The 16,493-nt window shown below is 54.3% G+C and carries 11 protein-coding genes; 5 read left to right on the forward strand and 6 right to left on the reverse strand.

The genetic code is table 11. The features are described from left to right. The first annotated feature begins 83 nt into the window (after positions 1-83). From ACOOFE_RS20620 to ACOOFE_RS20630, 3 genes are read left to right on the forward strand one after another with little or no spacing between them, the layout of a single operon-like run. Positions 84-1,700 carry a GMC family oxidoreductase gene (locus tag ACOOFE_RS20620; RefSeq protein WP_420411802.1) on the forward strand — a complete coding sequence of 539 codons (1,617 nt, stop codon included), beginning with the start codon at positions 84-86 and terminating at the stop codon, positions 1,698-1,700. After that, a complete protein-coding gene (locus ACOOFE_RS20625) occupies positions 1,697-3,184 on the forward strand; it encodes an aldehyde dehydrogenase family protein (RefSeq protein WP_420411803.1) in 1,488 nt (495 codons plus the stop codon). The genes ACOOFE_RS20620 and ACOOFE_RS20625 overlap by 4 nt, the downstream gene beginning before the upstream one ends. Before the next feature lie 11 nt (positions 3,185-3,195). After that, positions 3,196-4,407: a mandelate racemase/muconate lactonizing enzyme family protein gene (locus ACOOFE_RS20630; protein WP_420411804.1), complete on the forward strand. Its 1,212-nt coding sequence runs from the start codon at positions 3,196-3,198 to the stop codon at positions 4,405-4,407. A gap of 34 nt (positions 4,408-4,441) precedes the next feature. Here ACOOFE_RS20630 and ACOOFE_RS20635 read toward each other — a convergent pair whose 3' ends face one another. The 6 genes from ACOOFE_RS20635 to ACOOFE_RS20660 all read right to left on the reverse strand — a co-directional run bounded on the left by ACOOFE_RS20635 (position 4,442) and on the right by ACOOFE_RS20660 (position 12,339). Next, positions 4,442-7,270, reverse strand: a complete 2,829-nt coding sequence (locus tag ACOOFE_RS20635) for an EAL domain-containing protein (protein WP_420411805.1) — start codon at positions 7,268-7,270, stop codon at positions 4,442-4,444. A gap of 807 nt (positions 7,271-8,077) precedes the next feature. Next, the gene (locus ACOOFE_RS20640; protein WP_420411806.1) at positions 8,078-8,566 is read right to left on the reverse strand and encodes a c-type cytochrome; all 489 of its coding nucleotides are present in this window, start codon (positions 8,564-8,566) and stop codon (positions 8,078-8,080) included. 242 nt (positions 8,567-8,808) lie between these two features. Further along, positions 8,809-9,279, reverse strand: a complete 471-nt coding sequence (locus tag ACOOFE_RS20645) for a DUF411 domain-containing protein (protein WP_420411807.1) — start codon at positions 9,277-9,279, stop codon at positions 8,809-8,811. Beyond that, positions 9,272-9,481 carry a hypothetical protein gene (locus ACOOFE_RS20650; protein WP_420411808.1) on the reverse strand — a complete coding sequence of 70 codons (210 nt, stop codon included), beginning with the start codon at positions 9,479-9,481 and terminating at the stop codon, positions 9,272-9,274. The genes ACOOFE_RS20645 and ACOOFE_RS20650 overlap by 8 nt, the downstream gene beginning before the upstream one ends. Before the next feature lie 168 nt (positions 9,482-9,649). Next, positions 9,650-10,027 (reverse strand): hypothetical protein, encoded by a 378-nt coding sequence (locus ACOOFE_RS20655; RefSeq protein ID WP_420411809.1) that lies wholly within the window; start codon positions 10,025-10,027, stop codon positions 9,650-9,652. A gap of 149 nt (positions 10,028-10,176) precedes the next feature. Continuing rightward, positions 10,177-12,339, reverse strand: coding sequence for a malate synthase G (locus ACOOFE_RS20660; protein ID WP_420411810.1), 2,163 nt, complete (start codon positions 12,337-12,339; stop codon positions 10,177-10,179). Positions 12,340-12,584: 245 nt separating this feature from the next. On the opposite strand from ACOOFE_RS20660, the gene ACOOFE_RS20665 reads away from it, so the two are divergent. Further along, positions 12,585-13,499 carry a DMT family transporter gene (locus ACOOFE_RS20665; protein WP_420411811.1) on the forward strand — a complete coding sequence of 305 codons (915 nt, stop codon included), beginning with the start codon at positions 12,585-12,587 and terminating at the stop codon, positions 13,497-13,499. Between the two features lie 101 nt (positions 13,500-13,600). Continuing rightward, positions 13,601-16,285 carry a cation:proton antiporter gene (locus ACOOFE_RS20670; RefSeq protein ID WP_420411812.1) on the forward strand — a complete coding sequence of 895 codons (2,685 nt, stop codon included), beginning with the start codon at positions 13,601-13,603 and terminating at the stop codon, positions 16,283-16,285. The last annotated feature ends 208 nt before the right edge of the window (positions 16,286-16,493 follow it).

Here is a 16,493-nt window from a genome sequence, read left to right on the forward strand (position 1 = left end):
TCTGCCAAATAATTTTTCGTTATAGGCTTCTGGCAAATTTGCGCACAGTTGTAAGACTTTTCGATTTGCGGAGTTCGTAAGACGTGCAAAAGGCCGATTACATCATCATAGGCGCCGGATCGGCTGGCTGTATCCTCGCCGAACGGCTGAGCTCGGATCCAGACATAACTGTGCTGCTCTTGGAAGCCGGTGGCTCGGACCGGTCGCCCTGGGTGTCGCTTCCTCTCGGTTACAGCAAACTCTATACCGATCCGTCCAAGACCTGGCAGTATATGACGGAGGCGGATGATGGCCTGAACGGACGCACCATCTTTTGGCCGCGCGGCAAGCTGCTTGGCGGCTCTGGATCGATCAATGCCATGGTCTATTGCCGGGGATTGCCGCAGGACTATAAGGATTGGGAAAATGCGGGAGCTGCCGGCTGGGGCTGGGACTCAGTCAGGAAAGTCTTTGAGCGGCTGGAAACCAAGACCGGCACAAATGGAGCGGCCCAAGGCGACGGACCAATCAACGTTCAAGACACGTCCAGCCAGATACACGCGTTAAACCGGCATTTTTTTGCGGCCATCAAAGAGACTGGATTGCCGCTGACGGATGATTTCAACGGCAGTCAGCCGGAAGGCGCCGGGACCTATCACATCAACACCCGTCACGGCCGGCGCTGTTCCTCAGCCTATGCCTTCCTGCGCCCGGCTCTCAAACGGCCCAATTTGTCCGTGCGCACCAACACTCAAGTCAAGCAGATCCTGTTTCAAGGCACCTGTGCTGTAGGCGTTGAACTTCTTTCGGGCGAAAAACTCTTTGCTGCCAAAGAGGTTATCCTGTCAGCCGGTGCGATCGCCTCGCCGCAACTGCTTCAAGTATCCGGTGTTGGCCCTGGAAACCTGCTGCAATCGCATGGCATTTCGGTTGTTCAAGACAACGGCAATGTCGGTGCCCACCTGCAGGATCATCTGGCAGCGACCTATACGTTCCGGGCCAAGGAACCAACTCTCAATGCGGTCTTGCGGCCGCTTCTCGGTCAAGCCCGGGCAGCACTACAATATGCGCTTTCCCGCAAGGGACCGCTATCGCTGTCGGTCAATCAATGCGGTGGGTTCTTACGCTCCCGCTCCTGGTTGCCTCAACCGGATCAGCAAATCTATTTCAATCCGATCAGCTACCAAATGAAACGGACCGGAAACTCGTCCCGGTTCGCGCTTGACCCCTTCAATGGGTTCATCATCTGCGCCCAGCCGGCCCGCCCGACCAGCCGGGGCAGGATTGAAATCAAAAGCGCTTACAGCAGCACCGCTCCGGCCATCCAGCCCAATTCTTTGGCCACGGAAGAGGACCAGCAGTCTGTGATCGCCGGCGGTAAACTCTGCCAGAAAATCATGATGGCCAAAGCGCTTCAGGCCATTGTTGAACGGCCTCAAGGCCCCGAGCTTCTGACGATGAATGAAGACGCCCTGCTTGCCGACTTCCGCGAGCGGGCCGGAACCGTCTATCACCCGGTTTCCACCTGCCGGATGGGCAAAGACCAAACCAATTCAGTGGTGGATCCCCGGCTGAAAGTTCACGGCATTGACCGTTTGCGTGTTGTCGATGCGTCCGCCTTTCCCAATATCACCTCTGGCAATACAAATGCCCCGACCATGATGCTCGCGCTAAGGGGCGCCGACATCATTCTGGAAGACCAAAAAAGAGCTACCGTATGACAGTTCAAGACCTCGCAAATTCCTATCTCGACACAGGCTCCTTGCCGGACCTTCCTGACGGCCATTTCATCGGCGGTAAGTTCACCGGCGCCTCAGCACGGAAAATGGAAAGCTTTGACCCGGCCCGAGCTGAGGCTTTTGCCGAGTTTTCCCTTGGCACTGAAAGCGACATGGACCGCGCAATAGAGACCACGGAACTTGCCGCTAAACACTGGCGCCAGGTCACGCCGGGCGAACGCTGCCGCATCCTCAACAATGTGGCCCGCGTCTTCCGCGAAAACGCTGCTCGCCTGGCAGTTCTAGAAGTGATCGACAGCGGCAAGACGTTGGCTGAGGCTGAAGGCGATGTTCAGGGCTCGGCCCGGCTGTTTGAGTATTACGCAGGCGCGGCCGACAAACTCGATGGTCGGTCCGTCAACCTCGGCCCGGCCTACACAGCCTTCACCGTGCGCGAACCGGTCGGCGTGACAGGGCACATCATTCCCTGGAACTATCCCACCTCGACGTTTGCACGCGGTGTTGCCCCGGCGCTCGCGGCAGGCTGCTCTGTTGTTGCCAAGCCTGCAGAGACGACACCCTTCACAGCCCTTGTGATGGCTGAACTCCTATCCGAAGCCGGTGTTCCGGACGGGCTGGTGAATGTGGTAACCGGGCTTGGGTCTGATGTCGGCGCCAAATTGGCGCAAGATCCGCGCATCAAGCAACTGACCTTCACCGGCTCCGTGACCACCGGTATCAATGTAGCGCAAATAGCCGCCCCCAATGTCACCCGTCTGACCCTGGAACTTGGCGGTAAGTCGCCGCTGATTGCCTTTGAAGATGCCGATCCTGAAAAGGTCGCCGACGGCGCTTATTGGGCGATCTTCTCCAATTCCGGCCAGATTTGTTCTGCCGGCTCCCGCCTTGTCTTGCACACATCCCTGCGCGACGAGGTGCTGGCGATCCTGACGGAGCGCGCCAGTAAATTGAAAGTCGGCCATGGCCTGAAAAACCCAGGCATGGGGGCGATCAATTCCGATCTGCATCTTGACCGGATTAAGGCCCATGTTGATGCCGCCAAAGCACGCGGCGCCAACATCCTGACCGGCGGCGATATCACCACCGATCCGGAAACCGGCAAGGGTTGGTTCTTTGAGCCGACCATCATTGCCGATCTTCGTGCCAATGACCCGGCCGTTCAGGATGAGATTTTTGGACCCGTCTTGTCGGTTCAGAATTTCGAAACCGAAGACGAAGCGATCGAGCTTGCCAATGGCACCGAGTTCGGCCTCATGGCCAGCGTCTACACCCGCGACACCGGCCGGGCCATGCGGGTTGCCCATGCGCTCGACAGCGGCCAGGTTTCGGTAAACGACTATTGGGCCGGCGGTCTGGAATTGCCGTTCGGAGGCAACAAAAAATCCGGTTATGGCCGCGAAAAGGGCTGGGAAGGATTGGACGCCTATACCAAGGTGAAAGCCATCACCATCAGCAATCAGAGCTAGGACGCAGGACAGTGAAACTCAGCACCATTGAAACCTTCGTCGTCGGCAATCCGCCGCCCCGCCACGGAGGGCGATACTTCATCTTCGTCAAGCTGGTGACGGCCTGCGGCATCACCGGTTATGGCGAGATTTATAACGCCACCTTCGGTCCTCATCTGGTGGCGCAGATGGCCGAGGATGTGTTTGCCCGCCAGTTTGAAGGCGAAGATCCGCACCACATCGAAAAGCTGTGGCACAAGACCTACGGCGCCGGCTACACCTTGCGCCCCGACGTCACCGTCATGGGTGTTCTGTCAGGTCTTGAAATGGCTTGCTGGGACATCATCGGCAAGGCGGCGGATAAACCTGCCTATGAGCTTTTGGGCGGCAAGGTGCATGAGCGGCTGCGGTCCTACACCTACCTTTATCCAGCTAGCGGCGATGTTTATCCCGATCCGGACAAACCCAACGTCTACAATGATCCGGATATGGCGGCAAAGGCCGCAGCGAAAGCGGTTGAACAGGGATTTACAGCCGTCAAATTCGATCCGGCCGGCGCCTACACCATCTATGACGGCCATCAGCCGAGCCTGGAAGATCTGGAGCGTTCCGAGGCCTTTTGCCGCAAGATCCGCGAGGCGGTCGGCACGAAGGCAGATCTCCTGTTCGGCACCCACGGGCAATTCACCGTTTCCGGCGCCAAGCGCATGGCGCGGCGCCTGGAAGCTTATGATCCGCTTTGGTTTGAAGAGCCAATCCCGCCGGAAAAACCCGAAGATATGGCGGAAGTGGCCCGCTACACCTCCATTCCGGTGGCGACCGGCGAGCGCCTCTGCACAAAATATGAGTTTTCGCGTGTCCTGGAGACGGGTGCAGCCAGCATCCTGCAAATGAACCTTGGCCGGGTTGGCGGCCTTCTGGAGGCCAAAAAGATCGCGGCGATGGCCGAATGCCATTCCGCGCAGATCGCCCCGCATCTTTATTGCGGACCTTTGGTAGCGCTTGCCAACATTCAGCTGGCCACCTGCAGCCCGAATTTCCTGGTGCTGGAATCGATCCGCACATTCGATGGGTTTTATGCCGACCTTTTGAAAACTCCGATCCGCTGGGAAAACGGATACATCATTCCTTCACCTGAACCGGGGCTTGGCCACGACCTCAACGAAGACGTCGCTCGCACTCATCCCTACACCGGCGCCGAGCTCCACCTCGGCTTGCAAGAAACTCCGGCGGCACCGCTTTGAGCCCACCGGCGTAGACTGGGCATAGCTTTCTCGATCAACTGGCCGAAGCTTGTTTGTAAGGTGTTTTCCAAGGGTTGTCGGACATCCAGGCCGCACGCCACCGCATAAACTCTGCTTCAGGAAGCGGTTTGGTGATCCCATAACCTTGCGCCAAATAGCAGCCATGCTCCAAGAGCCAATACCCGTGCGCGTCCGTTTCCATGCCCTCGGCAACAACGTCCAATCCAAACGACTTGCCGAGAGAAATGGTGCCATGCAGGATCTTTTGGTCTGACTGGTCTTTCAAGATCCGTTGAATAAACCCTTGGTCGATCTTGATTTTGGAGACCGGCAGCTCCCGCAAATACGTGAGCGATGAATAGCCTGTTCCGAAATCATCGAGCGAAAAAGTCACACCGAGATCAATCAATCTCTGCATTTGCTGGATAACCACGTCTGGGGCATTGATCGCCGTTGTTTCGAGTATCTCAATCTCGAGTTTTTCGATCAGTTCTGCCGGCTGGTTCGCAACGAGCTTTTCGAATTGTCTTGCAAAGTCCGGGCTTTGCAGTTGCCGGGCAGCAATATTGACGCTGACACCATAGGGAATTTCCTGCTTGTCCCAGGACGCAAGCTGCTTGAATGCCAACTCGATGACGCGTTCCCCGATCTTGATGATGACGTCGTCATCTTCAATCAACGGCAGGAAATCCCCTGGCATGATGATTTTCCCATCCGGTTTCTGCCAGCGAATGAGCGCCTCTACATCGATTATTTCACCTGTCCGCAAATCTATTTTTGGCTGGTAATTTAGTATGAATTCATCATTTATGAGGGCGTTTCCAACTTCCCGGATCATGGCGGAGTTTCGCTGAATTTCCGTATCCTCTTGCGGATCGAAGTGGAAACAGCAGTTCCGACCGTACAACTTCGCCCGGTACATCGCCATGTCCGCCCGTCTTAGGAGTAGGCCAGAGTCCACTTCATTGCTGCGGTCAAAATTGGCGATCCCGATACTTGCCGTTGTCGAAACCACCGCATCAATTAATTTGAAAGGCTCCTGAAATTTATTCAGCAGGCGATCAAAAACGATATCGACCTCATCCTCATCATCTACTTCTCCCAGAACAACGACAAATTCATCGCCCCCTATACGTGCCAGAACGTCATTGTCGCGAAGGTCGCCCGCCAACCGTTCGGCAACAGCAACCAGCAACTGGTCACCTGTTTCGTGACCGTGAATTTCATTTATGCCTTTGAAATCATCCAAATCAATAAAACCGACAGCGACTCTGGCACCGGTGCGCTTTGCCCACCGCAGTTTTTCCCGGATACGCTCAGTGAGAAGCACCCGATTGGGTAAACCCGTCAGCGCATCAAAATGAGCCAGTTGCTGCAATTTTGTTTCATGTTGCTTTAACCGGGAGATATCGGAAAACATTCCGATGTAATGCGACGGTTCTCCGCGTTCATCCCGGACCGCACTGATGGTCAGCAGCTCCGGATATACCTCACCATTCTTCCGCTTGTTCCACATTTCGCCGCGCCAGAAGCCCTGCTCAGCGATACAGTTCCACATCTCTTTATAAAAGTTTTTGTCCTGTAGTCCGGACTGCAAAACCCTTGGGTTTTTGCCGATAATCTCGTCAGGGGAATAACCGGTGATCACTGAGAACGCGTTGTTCACATTGATGATGGTGCCCGACCTGTCCGTAATCACGATCCCTTCCATGGCAGACGTGAATACACTGGCGCTGAGGCGCAGATTTTCCTCAACCTCTTCACGATCGGTGATATCAAGTGCAGCGAAGTAGACGGTGTTTGCGTCAGCGCTCAGGTTTAGCGCACAGGACAGAAGCCGGAACAGTCCATTGCTTGCACGGAACCGGATGTCTACTCGCAGACCTCCTGGCTTTTTGCCAATCTCTATAAGGGCGTCTCGAAGCTTTTCCGTGTCATTTCGGTGGACATAATCATATATATCGAGTCCGCTACTTCCCGCCTCTTCATCAAACAACAGTTGCTGCAAGGCTTTGTTTACACGGACAACCTGTCCATCAGACTTAATTATCATGTGAAAGCTGATGTCTTGGTCGAAAAAGGCACTCACCTTCTCTTCCAAAGACATACGGAGCAGAATTTCTTTCTCAAGTTCTGTTCTTGAAGCGTGCGTTCGTTCCAGATCAGAAGCCATGCGATTGACTTCTAAACAGAACCGACCCAACTCACCGTTGCCCTTGTTTGGCAAACGGCGCGACAAGTCCACACCCAGCTGCTTTATGTCTCCGCCTATTTCTTTCAGCGGCCGCAGGATTAGTTCTTTCGCAAGCAAACCTCCTGCAATAGTCCAAATACAGAAGGATCCGATCAAGATATTGAAAAGGGCATGGACATGGTCCTCGAGCCCTTCAATTTCCCTTTGAATGTCGAGATACCCTTTTCTTAAGACTTCCCTTACTCGCACAAGGGACATCCTTACATCTCTAGCAAATGTTTCTATGTTAATTTCGTTATCAACTTCGTTGAAAACATTTTTTATTCTTTGCTCTATCTCGTTGATTTCCATTGATATTTCAACAAAACCAGAACCGCCAATTATTCCATAAAGTTTTTCATGATTTTTATTTAGATGATAAAAGGTAATCAGCCATATACTTGAAATGTCTTGGGAGGCGTTTTCCACCTCCGCACCAACCAAGACGTCTTGGCTCGGAAAATTGAAGTATAACTCACCAATGACTTTTTCATCTTGCCGAAGTTCAGAAATGCCATGAAGTAACATGGAAAACGTGAGATAGAAGAAAACAAGTGCAACAAACCCGAACGCCCAGGCAAGATGAATAATGAGGCCTATCCGCGCACGTGTATGAAAGCTCCGCACCATCACCGCCACCTATTCCATAAATCTACCTTGCACATGAATTGCACTCACAATTTATTACTTAAAAACTCCCAATTACCTCAAACGGCGGCTGCCTTCCTTACTTACACCTGACTAGTCAGACCGACATTTGCTCGGCCAGCAATGCCTCAGGTCCGTAATTCGGGCGTCCAATATTTTACCTATCGACGCAACAAACCTCACTTCACGATTGTGTATTTTTCACATTTTTTGTTTAAATTGCGCTTGATATTTATCAAAATTCCGTAGAGAGAATTAATTTTCTATTTATATTTATTTTCATTAGCACTAAACATTAGACATTTCTACTTATTCATGTTGCTCTTTTGACTATACGTATTTCTTTCACTTCCAATTCCATTTGAGGCAATTTTTTAACGCAACTGACAGCACGACTGAAATCTGGGTTCACAAGCAACCCAACAACCAGACCGCCTAAATTGAATTCAGTTGAATCAAGCCTTCCTCACCTTGCGACTATCCGGACGCGTCCAGATGGCGCATTGAGTTTAAACGCGAAGGTTCAAATCAACTTGATCTGGCTGATCAAAAAAGACCGATAATGAGAACTAAAAGGGAAGGAAACACGGGACACATAGCCTTCTTCTGCAACACCCGCCTAGGGCTCGCTAAATCAAACACGAAAACCGGTCATTGGCATCGCCGTGCAGCGTTAAGACCCTTAACCAGATTCCGGCCCTGCCTCGAACGTTCTCCGCTCGAACTTACGCTAAAACACCAGCCAAAATCGTGTCAGTTTTGAGCCCGCACCCGCAAATACTCCAGCATCTACCCTCCCCGCGCCAAAGCCGCGTCAAGCTCGTCATGACGGACCTGAATTTCCTTCGGCCAGGTGGATTTGATGAAGGATAAGACAGCGATGATCTCCTGATCGGTCAACACGTCCTTGAAGGCGGGCATGTTCGTTGAATAACCATCGCCGCCAGCGACTTCGTCAAGCCCGTGTTTGGTCAGATCAAACAGCAACTGCGATCCATGGTGCCAGGTATGACCAGTTTCATTGTGCGGCGGGGCAGGCATCGTACCATCTGGATTGGACACCCCCCAATTGGCCTCGCCTTCAAGGTTTTGGCCGTGGCAACTCGCACAATTGTCGCGATATATTTGCTCACCGGCCGAAACAATTTCCAGGTTTTCCGGCTTTAATATGGCACGATCCGACGACCCCATCCACCCAGGGCCGTATCCGCTGACCGCGGCAAAGGCCAGCCCGCCACCAATCGCTAAGGTAATGACTGATACATGCGTCCAGGTCATATCAAATCACATCGATTTATGATCCAACTGGTACTCGATCAAACAAGCTTATCACGTCCGGGTTAATCAATCGGACTCAACTGCAGAAAACTGCCGCTTTGCTCGTCCGGATTTTTGCAGTTGCGTTTTTGCGTAACCGGAGATGCATATTGAGACACTTGGGACCGAACCCCAGCAGTCGGAAACGGCGCCCCCACTCGAGCCCGCCGTTTCCATCAAGACCAGGTCTTCGTACAGGCAGACTATTCAGGCTCACCCATGCGCATATAAACGGTCGGTGCGTCGCCGCGCTTTTGCGGCAAGGCATGCACCAGATACTCGGCGCCCGGATCGTAATCCATACCAAGTGATCCCATTGGCATTCCGGCAACCGCGAGGCCGTGGATATCCGGTCGCTCGCTCATCAGTTTGTCCATCGCCTGAAGCGGCACATGACCTTCCAGTACATATTTGTGCGTCTTGCCGACGACGGCCGTATGGCACGCTTGCATATCATCGGGAACATCAGCTTGTTTTTTGATGCTGGTCAGATCTTCCATGTCATGCACCTTGACCGAATAGCCAGCTTTAGCAACCTCTTCAGCCCATACATGACAACAGCCGCACCACGGCGTTTTGTAGACGGTGACAGACTTTTCTTCATCCGCAAGAACGGGTGTCAATGTCAGTGCAGCCACCACCGCACCGGCATACAGAGTTTTCAGGTTAAACATCGGATCTTTCTCCGTTCTTGTTGTTTTTGCCGAGGGCGGTAAGGGCACATCCGCCCATCATTTTGTGCATGATCAAATGCAGCGCGGCACAGCCAATCAATGGCAGCACGAGCCAAAACCGGTCCGCAAAGGAACTTCCTGCCGGTGCACTGGCAACCACAATCATGGTGCCGCCAACCATTGCCAGACAACAAATCAGCATAAATGCCGCCTGCCAGGAGCGCCTTGACTTTTCATAACCTGAAAAACGGTCCCATCCGGAGTGGGATCGCGCGAATAAATTGGGCATTGGATACCCCTTTTACAGTCAGAGAGAAATTCTGCCGGACGTTAGAATCCGGCCTTTTGCGGGACAGGTATCCCGCTCGTTTCAGACTGTTTGCGGAGGGTGATCGGCAACAGGCGGTGCAGCAGATTTCACCGTCGTGTTTGCGTCTGCGTGCTCTCGTAGAACCCTTGGCAGGGTCACTTTTTGAGCCATCGGCATCAAGGTCACACAGTCGCTCGCGCACTTTGAGCTGGTATGCGTGTTTGCGTCCGCGATGTCGGAACCGCAGCAGTTCATAATCTGCGCCAGGTCATGCACACTTTTGGTTTTTGCAAAAAGTTGCCCAGCACCATGCGCAGTCATGTCCAGTGTCAGGGCATCCATCTTGACCGGCGCAGCCTGCGCGGTTTCAGCCGCAGCAGGAAGGCCATGCACGGCTGTAAAGACAATCATCAAAAGGACGGTCAAGAATGAACGCATGCTTCCGCCGTACCTCAAACTACGGGAAATTGCCAGCCATAGTATCGCCCATTAAATGCAACACCCCATCACACGCAAAGCCACTGAACCAATAAAAAACCCCGCATGGAAGCCATGCAGGGTTTTGATCAGCTAGTCCAACAGCAGCTTTATGCCGCAGTCTTGGCCTTAAACTCGATCCGGCGGCGGTGCAGCACCGGCTCAGTATAACCGTTCGGCTGTTTGGTGCCTTCCAGAACCAGTTCACAGGCAGCCTGGAACGCAACAGACCCGTCAAAGTCATCTGCCATTGGCCGATACAGCGGATCGCCGGCGTTTTGACCATCAACGACTTTGGCCATTTTCTTCATGGTCTCAACAATCTGCTCTTCTGAACAAACGCCGTGATGCAACCAGTTGGCCATGTGCTGGGAGGAAATGCGCAGGGTTGCGCGGTCTTCCATCAGGCCGACGTTGTTGATGTCCGGAACCTTGGAACAACCGACGCCTTGCTCAACCCAGCGCACGACGTAGCCCAGGATGCCTTGTGCGTTGTTGTCGAGTTCTGCCTGGATATCGTCCGGAGCCCAGTTCGGCCGCTCGGCCACCGGGATCGACAGAATGTCATCCAGTTTGGCTGCATCCCGGGTTTTCAGTTCAGCCTGACGGCCGGAAACGGAAATCTTGTGGTAGTGCAGCGCATGCAGGGTCGCTGCTGTCGGCGAGGGAACCCAGGCCGTGTTGGCACCAGACATCGGATGGCCGGATTTTTGATCCAGCATCGCGTTCATCAGGTCCGGCATGGCCCACATGCCTTTGCCGATTTGCGCGTGCCCTGGAAGGCCGCACGCAAGGCCGACATCGACATTGTTGTTTTCGTAAGCTCCGATCCAAGTCGCGGCCTTCATGTCACCCTTGCGGATCATCGGGCCGGCTTCCATGGAAGTGTGCATTTCATCGCCAGTCCGGTCCAGGAAACCGGTGTTGATGAAGAACACCCGGTCCTTGGCCTGGCGAATGCACTCTTTCAGGTTCACCGTGGTGCGGCGTTCCTCGTCCATAATGCCCATTTTCAGAGTGTTGCGGTCCATGCCCAGCGCGTCTTCGACCCGGTCGAAAATTTCGCAGGCAAAGGCAACTTCTTCCGGACCGTGCATCTTCGGCTTAACAATGTAGACCGACCCGGCACGGCTGTTGGTGTTGCGGCCATTGGCGCCGATGTCATGGAGACCAATCAGCGCCGTAATCATGCCGTCCAGAAGACCTTCTGGCACTTCATTACCATCCTTGTCCAACACAGCATCGATGGTCATCAAGTGACCGACGTTGCGCACCAGCAAAAGCGAACGGCCGTGCAGGCTGAGAGCAGATCCATCCGGTGCGGTGAAGTGACGGTCGCCATGCATTTGACGGGTGACGGTCTCGCCGCCCTTTTCAAACGTCTCCTGAAGGTCTCCCTTCATTAGGCCGAGCCAATTGGTGTAGACAACAATTTTGTCTTCCGCATCGACTGCTGCGACAGAATCTTCGCAGTCCATGATCGTGGACATCGCCGACTCCAGAACAACATCGGAGATATGCGCCTTGTCGGTTTGACCGATCGGGTGCTTGCCGTCGATGTTGATTTCCAGATGGAGACCGTTTTTGGAAAGTAAAATCTTGTAAGGCGCAGCAATGTCGCCGGAATACCCAGCAAACTGAGACGCATCAGCCAGAGACGTGCTGCCGGATTCCGTTGCAATTGTCAGGGCTTCGTTTTCAATCGCAAATCCGGTGACATCGGCCCAGCTGCCGCTGGCAAGCGGTGCGGCATCGTCGAGCACCTTGCGGGCGTATGCGATCACCTCCGCACCGCGAGCTTCGTCATAGCCACCGGCCTGCGGTTTGGAGCCCATGGCATCGGTGCCGTAAAGCGCATCATAAAGAGAGCCCCAGCGGGCATTGGCGGCGTTCAGTGCGTAACGGGCATTCATCACAGGCACGACGAGCTGCGGTCCGGCAACAGAGCCGATCTCCGGATCAATGTTGGCGGTGCCGACGTCGAAGTCAGCCCCTTCCGGCACCAAATAGCCAATGTCGCTCAAGAACGTTTTGTAACCGGCCATGTCCGGTGTGCCCGGATTGGCCTTGTGCCAGGCGTTGATTTGATCCTGGAGCGCGTGGCGTTTTTCCAATAGGGCGCGGTTTTTTGGAGCCAGGTCATGGACCAGTGCGGACAGGCTTTTCCAGAAGTGGTCCTGATCAACTCCGGTCTCCGGCAATGCCTTGCCATTCATAAACTCATAGAGTTCTTTCGCCACTTGCAAACCGTGGGCGTCGACCCGTTCCGTCATCATATTCTCCAAAACGCTCTTGGGGCATTCTCTACTAAACTTGATGGGTGTTTTAGCCGTCAAACGCTCTGGGTCAATCGCCAGCAGACCTTCATGACTTTTTCCTTTTCCGAAATAATCCGGAAAACAACCGTTCGCCATCGAACAATTAGCCGTTCAAGGGGGCTTTCCGAACCGCGTCCAATCGGCTACCGGTTTGACCCGTCTTCCCCTACATCTGCTTTTAGCAGAATAGAAGGTCACCTATGAGTTCAATTGCCGCCCGCTTGGGATCCCGTGCCTATGGAAATGCTATCCTGCTTTTGATGGCGACCACCCTTTTGTGGGGCGGCAACACCGTTGCCGGGCGCCTTGCAGCAGGCGAAGTGTCGCCAATGGTCGTGGTTTTTCTGCGCTGGATCATTGTTGCTGGAATTCTTGTGCCCCTCCTCTGGTCGAGGATCCAGGGCGAGTGGCCAGTCATGCGGGGTGCTTTCCTACGCATGGTCCTCATGGCAGCTTTCGGTTTTGTCGGTTTCAACACATTGTTTTACATCGCGGCGACTCAAACAACAGCGGTGAATCTCGGTATCATTCAAGGATCGATGCCGATCGTGGTTTTGATCGGGTCGGTCGTCGCGTTTGGAACAAAAGTCCGGCTTTTGCAGGTGGTTGGCATTCTGGCGACCTTGATCGGTGTCACGCTTATTGCGGCGCAAGGCAGCCTGGAGGTGTTGCTCAGCCTTGCTGTCAATCCGGGCGATAGCGTCATGCTGGCCGCGTGTATCTTGTATTCAGGCTATACGCTGGCGCTGCGCAACCGGCCACAAGTGTCCGGCCTGGTGTTCTTTGCTGTCTTGTCCGGCATTTCGGTGTTTGCCTCTCTGCCGGGCCTTGCCTATGAGATGACCACCAACACGGCTCAGTGGCCAGAAATGAAAGGCTGGCTGGTTGTGCTTTATATTGCGCTCGGCCCGTCTTGCCTCAGCCAGATCTTTTTTATGCGCGGCGTGGAATTGATCGGACCGGCCCGCGCCGGCGTATTTATCAATCTGGTACCGGTCTTCGCTGCCATTCTGGCGGTGAGCATTCTTGGCGAAGCCTTCGAATGGCATCACGGCTTGGCGCTGGCCTTGGTGCTCGGCGGCATCTGGTTGTCGGAACGAAAAGCCACCAGTTAAGCGGTCACTGAACCCCTCTTTTGAGACATGGAGGCCAAATTCGGTCTCCAGTATTTGAATTTGCCATATTCACGGGGCAGATTGGCGTCATGGAAACACCAATGATTACCGCCGCCTTCGCGCTTTTGATGCTGACGATTTCACTTCTTCAGCCTCTCGCCCGGCGCTTAGGATTGGCCCCCAGCGTTCTTTTGGCCATGGTCGGCACGCTGATCGGTATCGGCGCGACATACGTGCTCTACACAGCCGAGACGGACTACTTCAATTCAATCGCCAATATCTTTGTCTATCCGCCTCTGGATTCAGAGAGGATCCTTTACATTTTCCTGCCACTGCTCTTGTTCCAGACCTCTCTCACTCTGGATGTCCGTAGATTGTTCGAGGATTGGGCGCCAGTCCTGATGATGGCGGTCGTTGCCGTCTTCGTTGCCACCGGCTTTATCGGCCTTGCACTTTATCCGCTTGCAGGTGTGCCGCTCATTGCCTGTCTGCTCCTGGGCGCTATCGTGGCCACGACCGACCCGGTTGCTGTTGTCGCTATTTTCCGGGATATCGGCGCTCCGGCCCGGCTTGGACGGATTGTTGAAGGCGAGAGCCTCTTGAACGATGCAGCGGCCATCGTTCTTTTCGTCATTCTGGTTGGAATTCTGACAGGCCAGCAATCCCTGTCCTACAGCCACGCCGCTATCGCTTTTGTCCAATCATTTGTTGGCGGCGTCATCCTTGGCGGCCTGTTGGCCCGCGTTGCCGTCAGCCTCTTGCCATTGATGCGAGATCTGCCACTCGCACAGGTCACCTTGAGTGTAGCCCTCCCATATGGAATTTATGTCCTCAGTGATCAATTTGCAGGTGTTTCGGCGGTTGTCGCGGTCGTTGCTGCAGGCATCGTCTTCAACCTGTATGGTCCGGCGCGGGTCCAGCCGGCACATTGGCGGTTTTTGCATGCGGTTTGGGAACAGGTGTCCTTTTGGGCGGCGTCGCTGATCTTCATGCTGGCCGCCATCCTCATCCCGCGGCTGGTCGCCGGTTTTAACCCGCTCGACATCCTGCTTTTGATCATCGTGATCATAGCCGCGCTCGCTGCCCGCGCCGTTGTGATCTACGGTTTGCTTCCGGTCTTGAGCATTTTGCGCGCCGGACAAGCGGTCAACAACAAGTACAAGATCGTGATGCTATGGGGCGGCATGCGCGGTGCTGTGACATTGACGCTGGCGCTCAGCGTCCTGGAAAATCCTGCATTGTCCGACGAGATTTCGGCCTTCGTTACCAAACTGGCCACCGGTTTCGTGCTGTTCACGCTTTTGGTTTATGGCACCAGCTTGAAGCAATTGATCAAGCTGCTCGGCCTTGACCGGCTGAGTGCCCGGGATGAAGCGTTGCGGACACAATATCTCGCCTTGTCCTTGTCCGATATCCGCCAGGAAATCGAAACCACTGCGAAGGCCTACCATATCGCCCCGCGTGTCGCCGAAGGCGTTATGAACGAGTATGAAGACCGTGCCGCAGCCGCGACAGCTGAGACCAACATGTTGGAGGAGCTGAAGGACAAAGACCGGGTGAACATGGGCCTGATTGCGCTGGCGGACCGGGAACAGCAACTGGTTCTTGATCTCTTTCACAGCAAGACCCTGTCCGGACGGGCCGTCTCCCAGTTTTTAACGATCACCGGCCAGATTGGCGATTTGACGCGAAGCGATGGGCGCAGCGGATATAAGAAAGCAACCCGGCAGCCGCTGAAGTTTAGCGCCGGCTTCCGCTTTGCCCAATTTCTTCAGCGCCGGCTCCGGATCAACAAGCCCCTGGCACTGCGGCTTGCCGACAGGTTCGAGTTCCTTATGGTTTACCGGATTCTGGGCGATGCGCTGGAAACGTTCAATGAGCAGGAAATCCGCCCGCTTCTTGGGGAACGGGTGGCTGACATCTTGAAAGAAACCCTCGCAAACCGCCAATCAGAGACACTGACGGCAATCGAAGCGCTTCGCCTTCAATATCCCGATTATGCGGACGCATTGGAGAACAAGTTCCTGCGCATGGCCGGTGTCCGCCTGGAAGAAACCGCCTATGAAGAGGCCCGGGACCAGATGCTGATCGGTCCTGAACTGCACTCCGATTTGTTGCGGGATGTGGAACGGGTCCGGCGGGCATGTGGGATCCGGCCAAAACTAGACCTGGGCATGAAGACCAAAGAGCTTGTGCGCGCTCACCCGCTTTTCGAAGGCCTGCCCAAAGAACAGCAAAAGGCGATCATGAAAATGATGCGGCCGCAGTTCGCAACGCCTAGTGAAACCTTGATCCGCGTCGGGGAACGCGGCGACGCAGCCTATTTCATTGCATCCGGCGCGGTTGAGGTGCGTACAGCCGGCGATACTGTCCGGCTTGGCCGCGGCGATGTTTTTGGCGAAATCGCTCTCATGACAGGTGGCCGGCGCAGCGCCGACGTAGTTGCCCTAGGCTATTGCCACTTGCTCAGCCTGAATGCTCAAGATTTTAAACTCCTGCTCGACAAATACCCGGACTTGAAAGCACATGTTGCCATGCTTTCGGCAGAGCGGTTGAAAATGAACTCGGAGACAATGACGTCTGAGACCGAGGATCCGGTGGTCCCTCAGTTCAAGGCGACGCCGGAAGAGGACGGTAAGTCCGCTGACAACATTGTGGTGCCGAAGTCCTCACCTTCTGACGAAGAAACTCAAGTCAGAAATGATGGCCAGGAGAAAGCGGAACCCACCCGCCAAAACGGATCAGATCCATCCGGTACTTCCGATGCACCAACAACGTCCGGGTAGCTGTTACGAAGCGATTATTTGGCAACCAGTTTGTTTGGCAAAAAAATGGACCGGCGTTTGGGCCGGTCCGGTCTGAGGTGCGAGCATGGTATGCTCGAGGGGAGGTTCATCGCATCCAAAATCTAATTACATATTACCTGACGTAAACCGGTTTTTTCCAGCTATTTGTTGGAATAAGCACCTCTATGGTGTTGATAAGTTTTAGATG

Source organism: Roseibium sp., from assembly GCF_965216085.1.
Taxonomy (GTDB): domain Bacteria; phylum Pseudomonadota; class Alphaproteobacteria; order Rhizobiales; family Stappiaceae; genus Roseibium.